The organism is Pseudomonas sp. Leaf48 (assembly GCF_001421885.1).
GTDB lineage: Bacteria > Pseudomonadota > Gammaproteobacteria > Pseudomonadales > Pseudomonadaceae > Aquipseudomonas.
This window is the reverse complement of sequence record NZ_LMLH01000018.1, coordinates 17,660-34,420: the sequence shown is the minus strand read 5'-3', so window position 1 is coordinate 34,420 and position 16,761 is coordinate 17,660. Positions and strand designations below refer to the sequence as shown.

General features: G+C 60.0%; 14 protein-coding genes. 2 read left to right on the top strand and 12 right to left on the bottom strand.

Translation table 11 applies throughout. The features are described from left to right. Positions 1-171 precede the first annotated feature (171 nt). Positions 172-633, bottom strand: coding sequence for an aminoacyl-tRNA deacylase (locus ASE98_RS14015; RefSeq protein ID WP_060541927.1), 462 nt, complete (start codon positions 631-633; stop codon positions 172-174). 199 nt (positions 634-832) lie between these two features. On the opposite strand from ASE98_RS14015, the gene ASE98_RS14010 reads away from it, so the two are divergent. Together ASE98_RS14010 and ASE98_RS14005 are read left to right on the top strand one after the other, a co-directional pair. Continuing rightward, positions 833-1,366 (top strand): NfeD family protein, encoded by a 534-nt coding sequence (locus ASE98_RS14010; RefSeq protein ID WP_060541926.1) that lies wholly within the window; start codon positions 833-835, stop codon positions 1,364-1,366. Positions 1,367-1,368: 2 nt separating this feature from the next. Beyond that, positions 1,369-2,127, top strand: a complete 759-nt coding sequence (locus ASE98_RS14005; protein WP_060541925.1) for a slipin family protein — start codon at positions 1,369-1,371, stop codon at positions 2,125-2,127. 11 nt (positions 2,128-2,138) lie between these two features. Here ASE98_RS14005 and ASE98_RS14000 read toward each other — a convergent pair whose 3' ends face one another. From ASE98_RS14000 to ASE98_RS13950, 11 genes are all read right to left on the bottom strand, one after another. Further along, positions 2,139-3,713: an efflux transporter outer membrane subunit gene (locus ASE98_RS14000; RefSeq protein ID WP_060541924.1), complete on the bottom strand. Its 1,575-nt coding sequence runs from the start codon at positions 3,711-3,713 to the stop codon at positions 2,139-2,141. After that, positions 3,710-4,777 carry an HlyD family secretion protein gene (locus tag ASE98_RS13995; RefSeq protein WP_060541923.1) on the bottom strand — a complete coding sequence of 356 codons (1,068 nt, stop codon included), beginning with the start codon at positions 4,775-4,777 and terminating at the stop codon, positions 3,710-3,712. Before ASE98_RS13995 ends, ASE98_RS14000 begins: the two co-directional genes overlap by 4 nt. Positions 4,778-4,803: 26 nt before the next feature. After that, positions 4,804-6,339: an MFS transporter gene (locus ASE98_RS13990; RefSeq protein ID WP_060541922.1), complete on the bottom strand. Its 1,536-nt coding sequence runs from the start codon at positions 6,337-6,339 to the stop codon at positions 4,804-4,806. 208 nt (positions 6,340-6,547) lie between these two features. Beyond that, the gene (locus ASE98_RS13985; RefSeq protein WP_060541921.1) at positions 6,548-7,414 is read right to left on the bottom strand and encodes an ABC transporter permease; all 867 of its coding nucleotides are present in this window, start codon (positions 7,412-7,414) and stop codon (positions 6,548-6,550) included. Positions 7,415-7,434: 20 nt separating this feature from the next. Beyond that, complete coding sequence (locus ASE98_RS13980) at positions 7,435-8,295, bottom strand: ABC transporter ATP-binding protein (protein ID WP_060541920.1); 861 nt, start codon at positions 8,293-8,295, stop codon at positions 7,435-7,437. 5 nt (positions 8,296-8,300) lie between these two features. Next, on the bottom strand, positions 8,301-9,326 hold the full coding sequence (locus ASE98_RS13975; RefSeq protein ID WP_060541919.1) for an ABC transporter substrate-binding protein: 1,026 nt from the start codon (positions 9,324-9,326) through the stop codon (positions 8,301-8,303). Positions 9,327-9,343: 17 nt separating this feature from the next. Then, the gene (locus ASE98_RS13970) at positions 9,344-10,231 is read right to left on the bottom strand and encodes a TauD/TfdA dioxygenase family protein (protein ID WP_060541918.1); all 888 of its coding nucleotides are present in this window, start codon (positions 10,229-10,231) and stop codon (positions 9,344-9,346) included. Positions 10,232-10,631: 400 nt separating this feature from the next. After that, complete coding sequence (locus ASE98_RS13965) at positions 10,632-11,552, bottom strand: LysR family transcriptional regulator (protein ID WP_060541917.1); 921 nt, start codon at positions 11,550-11,552, stop codon at positions 10,632-10,634. Positions 11,553-11,614: 62 nt separating this feature from the next. After that, positions 11,615-12,982: an HlyD family type I secretion periplasmic adaptor subunit gene (locus ASE98_RS13960; protein ID WP_060541916.1), complete on the bottom strand. Its 1,368-nt coding sequence runs from the start codon at positions 12,980-12,982 to the stop codon at positions 11,615-11,617. Next, positions 12,972-15,128 carry a type I secretion system permease/ATPase gene (locus tag ASE98_RS13955; protein ID WP_060541915.1) on the bottom strand — a complete coding sequence of 719 codons (2,157 nt, stop codon included), beginning with the start codon at positions 15,126-15,128 and terminating at the stop codon, positions 12,972-12,974. The genes ASE98_RS13960 and ASE98_RS13955 overlap by 11 nt, the downstream gene beginning before the upstream one ends. A gap of 33 nt (positions 15,129-15,161) precedes the next feature. Continuing rightward, positions 15,162-16,514, bottom strand: coding sequence for a TolC family outer membrane protein (locus ASE98_RS13950; RefSeq protein WP_060541914.1), 1,353 nt, complete (start codon positions 16,512-16,514; stop codon positions 15,162-15,164). Positions 16,515-16,761 lie beyond the last annotated feature (247 nt).

Here is a 16,761-nt window from a genome sequence, read left to right as displayed (position 1 = left end):
GCAAGCTTGCTCGGGTGGTATTCGCCTTGCTGAAAGGACAAAGCGAATATCAGCCAAAAGTCAGTTGAGGGCTTCCCCTCAACCATAGAATCTCCCACAAGGATCTGTATCGATCAAAAAACCTGTGGGAGCGAGCCTGCTCGCGATGACGGCAGCGAAAACACTGCAGAACTAATGACTCAATTCCCGCACCTCGGCATGCGGCACCATTTTCAGGTACTCGGGCATGTCCATACGCAGCAGGTTGGTGTGGTTCCCAGCCTCCAGGTAGATGTCTTTCTGCCGAGTCAAAAGTGGGTCGATCACCACGTCCAAGCCATAGGCTTCACCCAAGGCAGGCACGGCGCCGCGCTCGCAATCATCAAACAGGTGCGCCAGATTGCTTTCACGGGAAACTTGCCATTGGCCACTGCTGCGCACCTTGCTCAGGTCCAGGTGACGGCTGGCGGGCAGTACCGCCATCAGATAGTGACCATGGTGGTCGTCAAGGATCACCGATTTCGCCACCCGTTCCGCAGGAATGCCGGCGACCCGCGCCGTTTCCAGGCTGCTGGCCGAATGTGGGTGGCTGACGATGTCATATTCGCATTGAGCCTTGTCCAGGCTGCGCTGCACGGTTCTTGCCATACGCATGATGCACCTCGGTGTCCGCGCAACAACCATTTGCGGACGATGGTTAACATTTTCGCAGTACTGAAAGTCTAGGCCCGCTGGCGTGTTCCGGCTGGAATTCCGCCCATCGGACACCGCCGACAATTGAGCGAAATTCATACAACCCAAGGCTCAACTAAACTGTATACAGAGCCACCCCATGACTCTCCCGGAGGGTCAAGTGAACACTCGTTGTTGTGCTGTTGCGCTGTTCCTGGCACTGAGCGGATCGGTCTGTGCCGCAGACTCGGTTGTACTGCTGGCTCCCAACCCCGTCGGGATCTGGCTGATCACCTTCGGCATCGCGTTTCTGATAGCCGAGGCCGCCCTGCCCAACTACGGCGTGATCGGCTTGGGCGGGATCGTGATGTTCGTGATCGGTGCGGTCATCCTCACCAACACCGAAGTCCCCGTGCCCTTGATGATCGGTCTGGGACTGGTCAGCGCCCTGCTGCTGCTCCTGCTGGTGATCCACGCCCTGAAAACCCGGCCGCGCCACACGGTCAGCGGTGATGCCGGCCTCGTCGGCAGCGTGGCACCGATAACCTCATTGCAGGCTGGTAACGCCCATGGCGGCTGGGTGCATCTGCAAGGAGAACAATGGCAAGTGCTCAGCGCGACGCCGCTGCAACCCGGACAACGGGTGCGGGTGGTAGCGCGCAAGGGATTGCTGCTGCAAGTGGCCGCGGCTGACGCGGCACCGGGTGGAGAATAGTCATGGGTGTGCAACTGGGCTTTGTCGCGCTGCTGTTGTTGCTGATCGCGCTGGCGGGTTCGACGTTTCGTATCCTGCGCGAGTACGAGCGTGCAGTGGTGTTCCAGCTCGGGCGCTTCTGGCAGGTCAAGGGGCCCGGTCTGATTCTGCTGATTCCGGTGGTCCAGCAAATGGTTCGCGTCGATTTGCGCACGGTAGTCCTCGACGTACCGCCGCAAGACGTGATCACCCGCGACAACGTCTCGGTGAAGGTCAATGCGGTGCTGTATTTCCGCGTGCTCGATCCGCAGAAGGCAATCATTCAGGTCGAAGACTTCCTGATGGCCACCAGCCAATTGGCTCAGACCACGTTGCGCGCGGTGCTGGGTAAGCATGAGCTCGATGAGTTGTTGGCCGAGCGGGAACGGTTGAACATCGATATCCAGCAAGTGCTCGACGCCCAGACCGACGCCTGGGGGATCAAGGTGGCCAACGTTGAGATCAAGCACGTTGACCTCAACGAATCGATGGTCCGCGCCATCGCTAAGCAGGCCGAGGCCGAACGGGAACGGCGGGCCAAGGTGATTCACGCCGAAGGCGAATTACAGGCCTCGGAAAAGCTCATGCAGGCCGCCGAAATGCTTGGCCGGCAGCCGGGCGCCATGCAATTGCGCTATATGCAGACACTCAGCTCGATTGCCGGCGACAAGAGCTCGACCATCGTCTTTCCATTGCCGATCGAGTTGCTCAAGGGCATGGCCGATCTGTCGGCGAAACCCTGAGCCGCTGGCGTTTATCGAGTGTTCACCGCCAACGGATACACCGACTGCCAACCACCGCCCAGCGCCCTGTACAACCCGACGGCCGCCAGCGACACACCGGTGGAACTTTCGACCCATTGCTCCTGGGTCGTCAGCAAGGCGCCTTGCACGGTGAGTACATTGACGAAATCCACCACCCCTTCCACGTATTGCTGTTGCGCGGTACGCAGGGCGATCTGGTTCTGGCGCACGGCTTCGGCCAGGCTGTCGCGGCGCAGTTGACTGGCGTTGTAGGCTGTCAGCTGATCGTCGATTTCATGCCAGGCGCGCAGTACGGTTTGCTGATAGGCGATGGCCGCCTCCTGCTGTTGCGCTTCGCGTAGCTCAAGCACGCCGCGCAAGCGGCCACCGTCGAACAGCGGCAGGCTGAACTGCGGGCCGATACCGAACGAGCGCGAGTTCCATGAACCGAAATCGCTCAATTGCATGGCCTGCGAACCTAAATTGCCCGACAGGATGATACGCGGATAAAAATCGCCCTTCGCCACGCCGATGTTGGCCGTCGCCGCATGCAGGCGGGCCTCGGCCTGACGGATATCCGGACGGCGCTCGGCCAGTTGCGACGGCACTCCGATGGCGACCTGACGCGGCGTCTGCGGCACTGGCGCGTCTGTGGATAACTCCGCCGCCAGCGCCTGTGGCGGTTCACCCATCAACAGACTCAAGGCGTTGATCAGTTGCGACTGACGCTGCGCCAGGGCCGGCAGCCGCGATTCGATGGCCGCGACTTGCGCGGCAGCCTCGGCGACGTCCAGGTCCGTCGCCACCCCGTCGGCCAGGCGTAACTGTGAGAGCTTCAAGCTGTGGCGAGCGACGTCGAGGTTCTGCTCGGTGACTGCCCGAGTGTTTTGCACACCGCGCAGCTGAATGTAGTCCTGGGCCGTTTCGGCCAGCACCGACAACAGCGCCCCACGACGATCGTTTTCCGCGACCTCAAGTGTGGCGTCTGCCGCTTCGGTTTCGCGGCGCACCCGGCCCCAGAAATCCAGTTCCCAGGACGCTGAAAAGCCTGCGTCCCAAAGATTGAACGCCGAATTGCCGTTGTGTCCCGAGGGGTCGCTCAGACCTTCGCCACTATTGCGTTTACGGGTATAACTGCCGGTAGCGGCGGTGTTCGGATAGCGCTCGGCAGTGATCACCTGGCGTACGGCGCGGCTTTGCTGCAGGCGACTGCTGGCAATCTTCAGGTCGAGGTTGTCGGCAAGGGCGCGCTGGCTCAGTTCGGAGAGTTTCGGGTCGTTGAAAACCTCCCACCAGCGTTCGTTGATTGTCTCGTTAATGATTTGGCTGTCCGCGGCTTTTGATGGCCTGGACCACTCTGCGATCTGCCGGGCTTCGGGTTTGTGGAAATCCGGGCCTACTGTGCAGGCACTGAGGCTTACGGCGAACACGGCGCTCAGGATGAGTTGCGGCGCACGGCCTCTTCGCGAGCAAGCCCGCTCCCACACGGGATTTCCTTTTATGCAGGGAGCTTGACCACCCTGCAGATCAAGTGTGGGAGCGGGCTTGCTCGCGAAAGCGTCAGACCAGTCACCAAGCCTCCTCATCGTTGCGCAACCTCATGCTCGGTGCCGGCACTGGCGGTATCAATCCTCGCCTCCACCGACATCCCCACCCGCACACGCTCAGCCAGTGGCTGCCCCGGCTCCAGCACAATTTTCACCGGAATCCGCTGTACCACCTTGGTGAAGTTGCCGGTGGCGTTGTCCGGTTTGACCGAGGCGAACGTGACCCCGGTGGCCGGTGCAATGCTTTCGACCCGACCGTTCAGTGCCGCGCCGCCAAGGCTGTCGACGCGCACCTGGACCTGTTGCCCCGGTTGCACATCGGTGAGTTGGGTTTCCTGAAAATTGGCGACCACGTAGGCCTGATGCAACGGAACCACAGCCAGCAGCTTGCTGCCCGGTGTCACATAAGCACCGACCCGCACCGCGCGCTCACCTATCACACCATCCTGCGGCGCAACGATGCGCGTGTACGACAGTTCGTAGCTGGCAATTTCCAGTGCCGCCTGCGCGCGCTTCAAGCCACCGTCGGCGGCGTCACGCTGTGCGGCGAGGATTTCCACTTGCTTGCGCTCGGCCGCCAGCACTGCCGTGGCCGTATCCACCCGCGCGCTGGCCTGATCGATGCGGGTCCTGGCCTGCTGCGCATTCTGCACGGTGCCGGCCCCCACTCCCGCAAGGTGGTTGTAGCGGTTCAGTTCCTGCTGGGCGAAGGCCATTTCGGCCTTGGCCGAGACCACCGACGCCTGTGCCTGGGCGATCACCGAAGCCTGGCGTTCCAGGGTTGCCCGGGCGTTTTGCAGTTGTGCGCGGGCCATCAGCGTTTGCGCATCAGCGGCCTCGGCGGCGGCACGCAGGTCACGGTCGTCGATCAGTGCCAACAACTGCCCGGCCTTGACCTGCTGGTTGTCCTCCACCAGCACTTCCTTGATGAACCCGGCCACCCGCGGCACCACCAGGGTGAAATCGGCGGAAACGAATGCATCATTGGTGTTTTGGCTGGTGCGCTTGCCGAACAGGCCGGGCATCGTCAGGTACAGCAACACGCCAACAGCCAGTGCGACGGCCACGGCCACCGCTATTTTTTGCTTTGCTTGAGTCGTCATGAAAACCTTCTGTTTCAGTGAAGCGATCAGGTCGGCGCCCGTGGCGGATAAATCCGCGTCGGCAGCCAGAAAATCAGCAGGATCAACGCCACTGCGACGCCGGCCATGCACAGGTAAAGGTCTGAAGAGGTCAGCACCAGCGCTTGTTCGTGCAGACGATGGGCGAGCCCCGCACTGTCGCGCTCGGCCAATGGCGAGTTACCGAGGTTGTCGACCAGCATGGTCGAATGGAAATGCAGGCGCGCCGTGGTCAGTGCCTCGATCACGCCGGTGGCGATCACCGCCGCCAGGCCTTTCACGGTGTTGAACCAGGAGGATGCGAACGGCCCCTCCATCGGGTGAATGCTGCCGGTGGAGAGCATCAACAGCGGCAACACCGCCATCGGCTGGCCGAAAATCTGCAGCCATTGCAGTACATAGAAATCGTCGCGAATCCACATCGATGTCAGCTGCGAACCACCGATGCACGAAAGCGCCAGCATGCCCAGGCCGATCCCCAGCACCCACCGGCAATCGACCCAACGCAGGTTGCACAACGCCGCCACCAACGGCAGCGCGATCAACTGCGGCAGCGCAGCCAGCAGCATGATTGGCGCGGTCTGCAGCGGGCGATAACCCTGCACCTGCGCCAGGTAGCCGGACGGAATAATGACCACCGCCTGCAACACCACCAGCACCCCGGCCAGGGTCATCAAGGCGAATGACAGATTGCGGATGCCGAGCATCTGTAACTTGAAAAACGGAATGGGCTGCGACCATTCGTTGATCAGAAAAGCCAGCAACAGCAGCAGGCCGCCACCGAGCAATGCGCAGATCAAGTCCGACTCGAACCAGTCCAGGCGATTGCCCTGCAGGATGCCGATCACCAGCATGCAAATCGCCGGAAAACCCAGGAGCAATCCGCGCCAGTTGAATGCCTTGAAGCGTTCCAGTCGCAGCGGATCCTGCGGCAAGCCGTAAGCCACCGCGACCATGGCAATCAGGCAGGGCGCGACGATTTGCCAGAAGGTCCATTGCCAACCGACATACTCAGTCCAGAATCCGGCCAGCGGTGTACCCAGTCCCGGTCCGAAGGTAGCCGTCAGAGCATAACCGGCCAGGCCGTACAGCTTCACGTTGGCCGGCAGAAAGCGCAGGGCTACGGTCATCAACATGGGTGGCAACGCGCCCCCCGCCAGGCCTTGCAGGGTGCGCAGGAGCAGCAGGCTTTCGTAGTTCGGGGCGAACGGACTCACCACGCCCAGCAAGGTAAATACGCCGATGGCGCACAGGGTGAAACGGCGCAATGAAAAGGTCACCGCGCACCACGGCGCGAAGGCCATGGCGGCCACCGAGGTGGCGGTGTAGCTGGCGACCAACCAGGTGCCTTCGTCGTAGCCGATGGACAACCCGCCGCGAATATCGGCCAGCGCGACCTTGGTCACCATCTCGTTCAGGCCCGATACCAACACCGCCAGCAGTACACCGACCAGACCGATGATGATCCGTGGGCCGAGGACCGCTGGTGCGGCGGCTACCGGGCTGGGCGCGGCTACAGGCATCGTGACCGTGAGGGAAGTCATGTACTGCGAGCTCCGGGAGAATACCGAAGCATTTTAAGAAGCGTAGTTGCTGACGAAAATCAACTTATTGGCAGGTTATAAGTGCGTCAGGCGCAACAATAGCCTCCTGACATAGCTCCCACAGGGGACCATTGATTAATTTTATTCAGACGAAACAATTAGCGGGGTTGATCCTGAGGCGATAAAAATCAAACCGGCTGACAACGCCTCACCGCTGCATCCCCCACCGCTTCACCGTCACCCGCTCCAACGTATCAAACACCAGATTCTCCACCAGCAAGCCAATCAAAATCACCACCGCCAACCCGGCAAACACCTTGTCGGTATAAAGCTCATTGCGATTCTGAAAGATGTACCAGCCCAAACCGCCTTTGCCGCTGGTAGCACCAAACACCAGTTCGGCAGCAATGAGGGTGCGCCAGGCAAACGCCCAGCCGATTTTCAGGCCGGCGAGGATCGACGGCAACGCTGCCGGGATCAGGATGAACAACACGAAACGCATGCCCTTGAGGCCGTAGTTGCGCCCGGCCATGCGCAGGGTTTCCGAGACGCCGAGAAAGCCTGCGTAAGTGTTCAGTGCCAAGGCCCAGAGCACAGAATGCACCAGCACGAAAATCAGGCTGTTCTGTCCCAGGCCAAACCACAATAACGCCAGCGGCAACAGTGCAATGGCCGGCAGCGGGTTGAACATCGACGTCAATGTGCTCAGCAGATCCCGGCCGAACTGCGTCGACACCGCCAGTGTGGTCAGGGCAAACGCCAGGACGATGCCGATCAGGTAACCCTTGAGCAACACCACCAGGGAAATCCACACCTTGCCCAGCAATTCACCACTGAGCAGGCCGTCATACAAGGCATGACCAGTTTGCAGGAAGCTCGGCAGCAGCAGGTCGTTGTTCTGATAACGGGCGACGGCCTCCCAGAGCACCGCGAGCAAAATCAGGATCAGGCTTTTGCGCAGCCAGCCCTGTTGCCACAAACGTTGGCCGAGGGGCAACTCTCGCTCCAGCGGCACGCTGGTCAGTGGCTGTAGAACGGTTTCGAATTCTTTACGCAGGGATGATGATTGGCTCATCGGGCAATCCTCCAGGCAGCTCAATAAGCAATGCGGATATCAGTAAAATCCAGTTCGCGCTCGATTTGCGGCGACTGACCTTCATCGAACAACAGCCGATGAATACGCCGCGCCGATTCCTGGAACGCCACGCCACCGAGGCTGTGCAGATCGTATTGGTGGCTGTGGACTTCCGCCCTCACCCGCCCCGGATGCGGCGACAGCAACAGGATGCGATTGCCCACCACCAGCGCCTCTTCAATGGAGTGGGTGACGAACAACAGGGTGAAGCGCACCTCTTCCCACAGCAGCAGCAATTCTTCCTGCATCTTGCGCCGGGTCAGCGCGTCGAGGGCAGCGAAGGGTTCGTCCATCAACAGGATTTTCGGCTGCATCGCCAACGCCCGGGCGATGGCAACCCGAGCTTTCATGCCGCCCGACAACGTATGTGGATAGGCATCGGCAAACGCCGCCAGCCCCACCTTTTCCAGGTAATGCAGCGCACGCTCTTCAGCGTCGCGACGCTTGAGAGTCTTAGACGCCAGCAGTGGAAACATCACGTTCTGTTTGACGGTTTTCCATGGCGGCAGTTGATCGAACTCCTGGAACACGACGATGCGATCCGGCCCCGGTGCGTGGACGGTCTGCCCCTGCAGGCGAATCTCTCCTTCAACAGGCTGGATAAAACCACCGACCGCCTTGAGCAAGGTCGACTTGCCACAACCGGACGGGCCGAGCAGGACATAACGATCCGCCGGGTCGACTTCGAAACTGACTTGGTGGGTCGCTCGAACCACACGCTGCGGCGTGCGGTATTCGAGGCTGACGTTATCGACCGACAGCAGCGCCTGCGCTGCCGTGGTCGGTTTGCTGACCGTGTGGCCTTGCAAAGGGGCATTCATTTCGGTCAGCTCCCTTGCAGCAGCTTGGCGTCCTGGAAGAAATAGTCCTTCCACGAGTCCGGTTTGTTTTTGATAGCGCCCACGCGGTAGAGGAACTCGGCCAGCGGGTAGGTGTTTTTCGGCGTGACACTGAATTCGAACTGCGGGTTGTCGATAATCTTCAGCAGCTCTGCGCGGTCGATTTTCGCCTTGGTCACGCGGATATAGGTGTCGGCCGCCGCGCCTTTGTCGTTCTGGGCAAACTGCGCAGCTTCGGTCAGGGCGTCGATGAAAGCCTTATAGGTTTTCGGGTTTTCGTCGCGGAATTTTTCAGTGGCGAACAGCACTGTCGGCGAGTTCGGGCCGAGCAGGTCGTAAGTGTTCAATACCACGTGCACATTGGGATTGGTCAGTGCCTGATCCTGGAACGGCGGGTTGGAGAAGTGCCCGGTCAGTTCGGTACCGCCAGCCACCAGCGCCGCTGTCGCATCGGGGTGCGGGACGGCAATGGTGTACTTGTCGAGGCGGTTGAATTCCTTGTCGCCCCACTGCTTGGCGGCAGCATATTGCAGGAAGCGCGACTGCACCGACACACCCACCGCCGGCACTGCAATGCGGTCCTTCTCGGTGAAGTCGGCAATGGTTTTGACCTTCGGATTGTTGCTCACCAGGTAGTACGGGAAGTTACCCAGGGAGGCGACGGCTTTGACGTTCTGTTTACCGTGGGTGCGGTCCCAGATGGTCAGCAGCGGGCCGACACCGGCCCCGGCAATGTCGATGGAACCGGAGAGCAATGCATCGTTGACCGCCGCGCCGCCGGAAAGCTGGGTCCAGTCGACCTTGATGTCGATGCCTTCCTGCTTGCCGTATTTCTCGATCAGATTCTGATCGCGAACCACGTTGAGCAATAAGTAAACGATGCCGAATTGTTCGGCGATACGGATTTCACCTTCGGCATGGGCCACGGTCGGCGCCACCAGGCTGCCGGCGATCAGGCTGAAACCCAGGCCGATGGCGGCGGCCAGGGGTGCAAATGGAATACGTTTGGACATGATCGATCTCCGACAAATCAGAAAGGCGCGTCGCCCTGGATGGTGGTGCGATACAGCTTGCGGCGCAGATGACTGGGGCATCCGGCGGCAAGGTGGATCAGCGAACGGTTGTCCCAGAACACCAGGTCATGGGGCTGCCATTGATGGCGGTAGATGTTTTGCGGCAATACGCTGTGGGCGTAGAGCTCGGCCAGCAGCTGTTTGCTCTCGTCTTCGGGAAGGCCAACGATGCGTGTGGTGAATCCTTCACTGACAAACAACGCCTTGCGGCCGTTCTCCGGGTGAGTCCGCACGATCGGGTGAACCACTTCGGCGACCTGGGCGAGTTGTTCCGGGGTCAGCGTCGGGCGCCAGTTGCCTTCGAATTTGGTCTCGCTGTAACGCGCCGTGTAGGAATGCGCGGCCGAGCGACCATCGACGGCTTTGCGCAGTGCTTCGGGCAAGTTGTCCCAGGCTTTGTGCATGTCGGCGAACAACGTGTCGCCACCTTCGGATGGCAACTCCTGGGCATGCAGCATCGAGCCCAGGCTTGGCAGTTCCTTGTAGGAGAGATCGGAGTGCCAGAACTTGCCGGCATCGCCGAGACCGATGGATTGGCCGTTTTCAATAATGTTGGAAACAATGAGGATTTCCGGGTGCCCCGCCAGCAAAAACTGCTTGAGCACATGGATCTGCAACACGCCGAAGCGACGGCTGAAATCGATGTGCTGCTCGGGGGTGATGCGCTGGTCGCGGAACACCACCACGTGATGGTCCAGATGCGCGCGGTGGATGCGGGCGAAGTCCTGGTCATTGATTGGACGGGACAAGTCGAGCCCGACGATTTCGGCGCCCACTGCGCCGATGAAGGGACGAATCTCGAAGAACTGTGGCGCGATAGCTGGCGATGCTGAAGCTGCAGACATAAATCTCTCCCACGCACGGCACGCTCAAAGGCGCGCGTCGATCAGAAACTCACGGTGGTCCCGTGTTGGTTCGGTCGTGCGGCGCGCCGATTGGTCGGCAGGTACGCAGGAGAGTGACTTTATAGGTATAAGAGGACTAATTTAAATACCATTAGTGAATAACGATATGGCTTATTTCGGGTTCTTCAGGCAATCCCGGGAAGTACGCAGAGCGTCATACCAGTAGGAGCCGGCTTGCTGGCGATGGTCTCAAATACGCCGCATTCATTCAGCTCATACGCTTTATCGTTATCGACCATCGCCAGCAAGCCGGCTCCTACAGAGAAACGCGAACTCCAACAGTTCCGCATTCTTGTTTCTGTGTTCCCCGGGATTGCAGCACCCGGAGCTGGCCTACAACTCAGGCTGGCTGGGCAGCGAGCCATGTCTCGTCGCAACACGCCTTGAGCGTTTCGCGCATCCAGCGGTGAGCCGGGTCCTTGTCGAAGCGCGGATGCCAGGCCTGGGTCAGCATCAGGGTCGGTAACGGGATCGGCAGGTCGAACGAGCGCAGTTTCAGCCCCAGGCGTCGCACGCTCAGCAGTGCTTCCTTGGGCACTGGCAGGATCAGATCCGAATCGGGCAGGGCGAACATCGCCGCATGGAAGCTCGGGGCAATGACCGCAACCCGTCGCTCCAGCCCCAGGGCATTGAGCGCTGTGTCGATCGGCCCGCGGGCGATGCCTCGCCGGGACATGCTGATATGGGAGAACCCCGCATAGCGCTCGGCGGTGATTTCTTCGTCGAACAACGGATGGTCCGCGCGTACCAGGCCGACAAAGTGGGTCGAAAACAGATTCTGGACTTTCACTTCCGGGGTCTGCGGCCGGGTATTGCTGATACTCAGATCGATCCGCCCTTCGCGTAGCGCTTCATCGTCGCCATCACCCTCCGGGACGAAGCGCAACTCGCAGTGTGGCGCCTGGCGGTCCATCGTATCGAACAGCTTGCCGCCGTACACGCCCACGAAAAAGTCATTGGCCCGGATACTGAAACGTCGGCGCAACGAGCCCAGTTCCACGGCATCGGCCGATCGAAACAGCAGCGCGGCCTGCTCCACCACGTCGCGCACCTGTTCACGCAACTGCAGGGCCTTGGGTGTCGGCACCAGCCCTCGCCCTGCGCGTACCAGAATGGGATCACCGATGGCCTCACGGATGCGTGTCAGCGTCCGGCTCATCGCGGCCGGGCTCAGGTTCATGCGGCGTGCGGCGCCGACAACGCTGCCCTCGTCGAGTAAGGCGTCGAGGGCAACCAACAGGTTCATGTCCGGGAGTTGCATGGTGTGCACTCGTGTCTGATATGGATTGACTCAGACACAATGCCAGCAGCCTAGCTGAACAATCAACGTTCGTGCAGCGCTTCGGCCCGGGCCCGAATGATTGGCTTGAGCAGGTAACTGAGCACGGTCTTCTTGCCGGTAATGATGTCTACCGAGGCGACCATCCCCGGGATGATCAGCAGCGGCTTTTCGTCAGAGCCAAGGTGACTACGATCGGTACGTAGCTTGATGATGTAGTAGGTGGTTTTCTTGTCTTCGTCGGTGATGGTATCGGCACCGATCTGTTCCAGTTTGGCCTTGAGCCCGCCATAAATGGTGTAGTCATAGGCGGTAAATTTCACCGTCGCTTCCTGCCCCGGGTGTAGAAAGGCGATGTCTTGTGGACGGACCTTCGCCTCGACCAGCAAGGTGTCGTCCAGCGGCACGATTTCCACCAGATCACTGCCTGGCTGGATGACCCCACCGATGGTATTGACCAGCAGCTTGTTGACGATCCCTCGCACCGGTGAAGTGACCAGCGTACGGCTGACCCGGTCTTCCAGGGCCTTGCCAGTGGCCTGGGCCTTGTTCAGGTCGGTGCGCGCTTCGTTGAGTTGTGTCAGGGCTTCGCTACGGAACTTGCCGCGGGTTTCGTCGATTTTGCGCTGTACTTCCTTGATCGCCGATTCGGCACGGGGGATCGCCAAGGTGGTGGCATCGAGCTGACCACGGGTCTCCACTTCGGCACGCTTGAGGCGCAATACTTCCACCGGAGATACCGCGCCCTGAGCCACCAGCGGCTCGGACATGTTGATTTCCTGGCGTTGCAGACTCAGTTGCTGGCGGTACTGTGCCTGCTTGGAGGTGAACTCGCGCAGCTCTTGCTGACGCTGGATCAGTTGCTCCTGCAAGCCGCCAATCTCGTCGTGCAATTGCTGGCGGCGGCTGATGTACAACGATTCTTCGCTCTGGGCCTGCCCCGGAACCGCCTTGAGTACGTCTGCGGGGAAATTCAGCGGTCGGTCATCGACCTCGGCGCTCAGCCGCTCTACGCGCAACAGCATCGATAGCCGGTCAGCCTCGGTTTCGCCGACGTTGGAAGCAAAACGCGTATCGTCCAGGCGAATCAGCGGGGCGCCAGCCTCGACGATCTGGCCTTCCTTGACGAACAGTTCGGCGACGATCCCCCCTTCAAGGTTCTGGATTTTCTGGATCTTCGACGACGGAATCGCCTTGCCATCACCCTTGGTCACTTCGTCGATGACCGCGAAGTTGGCCCAAAGCATGAGGAACACGAAGAAACCGATGATCGCCCAGATGGTCAGCCGCACCACGCGCGGCGCATCTTCGATCAGCGCCTTGTTCACTTCCGGCAATGGCTGGCCTTGCAGCGATGCGGAGCCCTTGAAGTAACGGCGGATAGAGTCCTTGAAACCCGACTTAAGCAACACTGATCTGCCCCTTCTTCAACGCTTCCATCACAACGGCTTTCGGGCCATCGGCGAGAATCTGCCCACGGTCGATCACCAACAGGCGATCAACCAGCGACAGCAGCGACGCCCGGTGCGTCACCAGCACCACGGTCTTGTTTTCAATCACCGCCGCCAGGCGTTGCTTGAGGCGTTCTTCGCCGGTGTTGTCCATCGCGCTGGTCGGTTCATCGAGCAGCAGGATCGGCGGGTTGAGCAGCAGCGCACGGGCCAGGGCAACGTTCTGGCGCTGGCCACCGGACAGGTTCTGCCCACGCTCACCGACCTGCAGCTCATAGCCTTGCGGGTGCAGACGGGCAAATTCGTGGACACCGGCCAGCTCCGCGGCTTGCAGCACTAACTCGTCTTCCACATAGCGCGCACCGGATACCAGGTTGTCGCGCAGGGTGCCGGCGAGTAACTGGATGTCCTGCGGCACGTAGCCGATGTTGTAGCGCAGTTCGCTGACATCGATCTGACGGATATCCACACCATCGACCAGCAACGCACCGTCGTCCGGCTGGTACAGCCCCACCAGCAGCTTCGCCAGCGAACTCTTGCCCGAGCCGCTACGGCCGATGATGCCGATTTTCTCGCCGGGACGAATCACCAGGTTGATGTTCTTCAGCGCCAGATTCTGCTGTTGCGGATAAGTGAAGTTGAGCTGCCGACATTCGATGGCACCCTGCAGTACCTTGCGGCTGAGCGGGCGCTCCTCGAAATTGCGCTCCTGAGGCAACTCCATCATTTGATCGACCGAGGTCATGGTCACGCGTGCCTGCTGGTAGCGGGTCAGCAAGCCGGACAGCGACGCCAGCGGGCTGAGCGCGCGGCCGCTGAGCATGTAGCAGGCGATCAGACCGCCCATGCTCAGGTCACCGGCGATGATCTTGTACACGCCAAAGACGATCATGATCACCCCGGCCAGTTGCTGGATCAGCAGGGTAATGTTCATCGCCAGACCGGAGAGCATTTTCACCCGCAGTTCAAGGCGGCTGAGGGTGCCAATGGTCTGCTCCCACTGATACTGGCGTTCGCTTTCAGCGTTGTTGACCTTGACCGCGTCGAGACCGGCGAGGGTTTCAATCAGGCTCGATTGACGCTCGGCACCCAGCGCCATGGTGCGTTCCATGGTTGCCACCAAGGGTTTCTGCAAGGCGTAGCCAATAGCCAGGGCAATCGGGAATGCCAGCACCGGAATCCACACCAGATGCCCGCCGAGTATCGCGATCACCATAAATATCAGGATGGTGAACGGCAGATCGATCAGGCTGGTCAGCGTCAGCGAGGCGAGGAAGTCGCGCAGGCTCTGGAACTCATGGATGTTCTGGGCAAAGCTGCCGACCCGCGCCGGACGGTATTTCATGGCCATGCCGACAATGCGCTCGAACAGCGTGGCGGAGATGATCAGGTCGGTTTTCTTGCCGGCCAGATCCAGGCAAAGACTGCGCAGGCTCTTGAGGATCAGGTCGAAGATGTAGGCGCCGGTGATGCCGAGCGCAAGCACCCACAGGGTGGCTTCAGCCTGGTTCGGTACGACACGGTCATAGACATTCATCACGAACAGCGGCGCGGCCATGGCGATGATGTTGATCAGGAAACTGGCAGCGATGGCGTCGGCATACAGCCAGCGCGAACGCTTGAGGGTATCGCGGAACCACGAGCGTGCGCGCGGAATCAGCGTGCCGTGGTTGACGTCGAATTTGTGCTGCGGCTGGGCGAAAAAGACTTTGCCGATGTAGTCGTCAGCCAGCAACTCGCGGCTGACCAGCGATTCACCGCCGTCGCTTTCGCTGAGCAGCACCCGGACCTGGTCTTCACCTTGCCAACCGAGCAGTACAGCACTGCGGCCATCCTTTAATAGCAACAGGGCCGGCATGGCGATGGCCGGGATATCTTCCAGCTTGCGCTGCAGCACCCGGCCCTGAAGCCCGGCGCGAGCTGCCGCCCGGGGTAGCAACTCGACGCTCAAGCGTTGTTTGGGCAGTGGCAGGCCGGTTGTCAGCATCGCCGCACTGGCGGGCTTCTGGTGCAGCATGCAAAGAGCGAGCAGACCGTCCAGCAACGGATCGTCGTGCAATGCGCGTGGATCATGACTGAGATTTACTCGACTGATTTCTGATTCCACGCTCGACACTCTTTAGCAGTTGAAAGGGATAACTCAATTCATCCCGGGTAGCTGCACCTTGGGCTTCACATCGTTCTGCACAACGGATGCCAACGGTGCCACCACTCCCTGGCTCTTGAGCAACTCGCCCATGGTCGCCTTGATTCGATACTGAGTAAATAACTGAATGTTTTTGATCTCAGCTAAACGCCGCGATGCGGTGAACAGTTCATTTTCACTGTCGAGCAAGTCGAGCAAGGTACGTTCGCCGAGACTGAATTGACGCTGGTAGGCAGTTCGCACTGAAGTACTGCGATCGACGTACTGCTGGGCAATTGGTACCTGAGCGTTGGCGTTGTTCAAGGCATTCCAGGCCAAGCCGAGTTCTTCATTCAGTTGGCGCAGGGCGTTGTTGCGGATGTCCAGCGCCTGGTTCGACAGGTAGGCCCGAGATTCCAGATCAGCCTTGTTGCTGCCGCCGGCATACAGGTTGAAGCGCATACGCAGCATAGCCTGCCATTCGTTGTTATGGCCGGCCTGGCCGTCAATATTGTTGTCGGCGGTGGAACCCAACTCAGCATCGACACGTGGATAGAATGTCGACTTGGCGGTCTCATATTGCTTTTCCGCAGCAGCGATGTCGGACTCGGCCGAGCGCAGGATCGGGCTGTTTTCCAGCATCTGCGCGCGGGCTTCGTTCAGATCGGCCGGCAATAACGCCATGAATGGCGCCGGGCGCTCCAGCTGATCGGGCATCTGACCGACAGCACTGAGGTAATTGGTCTCGGCATCAGCAAGGTTGGTCTGCTCAGTGAGCAGATTGTTACGGGCCTGGGCCATCCGGGCCTCGGCCTGGTCAAGGTCGGCACCACTGCCGACGCCCCGCTGGGTGCGTAGCTGTATCTGATCGTAAATGCGCTGGTGGCTTTTGAGGTTGTCTTCGGCCAGGCGTACGAACTCACGGCGAGTCAGCACGTCGAGATAAACCTGGGCCACGGTCAGCCCGGTGCGTTCGGAGGTGCCAAGCAACGAGTAGGCACGGGAGTTGACGGTGGCTTGTTGGCGCCCCACTTCGTTCGACGTCGCAAAACCGTCGAAGACCATTTGCGACAGACGTAAATTTGACTCGCCGCGGTTCAGGGTTTCGTAGTGGTTATTGCTGCCATCGCCTCGGGTGGTCACGCTATCAGTGCCTTCACGGCCATAACCGCCCAGCAGGTCAACCTTGGGCAGGTATCCCCCTTTCGCAGCCTTTAACTGATAATCCGCGGCCAATCGGCTGTTTACGCCTGCCTGGACCTCCGGATGGACATCCAGCGCCTGTTGCATGGCTTGCGGTAAGGATTGCGCTTGAACAACAGAGGCGGTGAGAGCGAAAGGTATAGCCATGAACAAAAGCGGACGCATGGTAGGAATTTCCCAGAACTACTTGTCTTGAATCAGCGCGAATGAAAACGCCGTGTCGGAAGATGGCAGGTGGGATGACCGCATGTCGGAAAGTTCAAAAGCGGAACTGAATCACGCGCCTAGGGCAGGCCACCCATCAAATATCAATGTGACATTATTGGGACGATTGTTTAGGATGGATCCAAGAAGGTCAATAGTTTGGCATAAAGTTAATAGCCAAAGAATATAGACAATATATTGGCGCAAA

Excerpts from the sequence above, each read along its gene's own strand:
- ASE98_RS14005 (WP_060541925.1), top strand. The coding sequence starts at position 1,369 with ATGGGTGTGCAACTGGGCTTTGTCGCGCTGCTGTTGTTGCTGATCGCG.
- ASE98_RS13990 (WP_060541922.1), bottom strand. The coding sequence starts at position 6,339 with ATGACTTCCCTCACGGTCACGATGCCTGTAGCCGCGCCCAGCCCGGTA.
- ASE98_RS13970 (WP_060541918.1), bottom strand. The coding sequence starts at position 10,231 with ATGTCTGCAGCTTCAGCATCGCCAGCTATCGCGCCACAGTTCTTCGAG.
- ASE98_RS13950 (WP_060541914.1), bottom strand. The coding sequence starts at position 16,514 with ATGCGTCCGCTTTTGTTCATGGCTATACCTTTCGCTCTCACCGCCTCT.
- ASE98_RS14000 (WP_060541924.1), bottom strand. The coding sequence starts at position 3,713 with ATGAGGAGGCTTGGTGACTGGTCTGACGCTTTCGCGAGCAAGCCCGCT.
- ASE98_RS13975 (WP_060541919.1), bottom strand. The coding sequence starts at position 9,326 with ATGTCCAAACGTATTCCATTTGCACCCCTGGCCGCCGCCATCGGCCTG.
- ASE98_RS14015 (WP_060541927.1), bottom strand. The coding sequence starts at position 633 with ATGCGTATGGCAAGAACCGTGCAGCGCAGCCTGGACAAGGCTCAATGC.
- ASE98_RS13965 (WP_060541917.1), bottom strand. The coding sequence starts at position 11,552 with ATGCAACTCCCGGACATGAACCTGTTGGTTGCCCTCGACGCCTTACTC.
- ASE98_RS13995 (WP_060541923.1), bottom strand. The coding sequence starts at position 4,777 with ATGACGACTCAAGCAAAGCAAAAAATAGCGGTGGCCGTGGCCGTCGCA.
- ASE98_RS13980 (WP_060541920.1), bottom strand. The coding sequence starts at position 8,295 with ATGAATGCCCCTTTGCAAGGCCACACGGTCAGCAAACCGACCACGGCA.
- ASE98_RS13985 (WP_060541921.1), bottom strand. The coding sequence starts at position 7,414 with ATGAGCCAATCATCATCCCTGCGTAAAGAATTCGAAACCGTTCTACAG.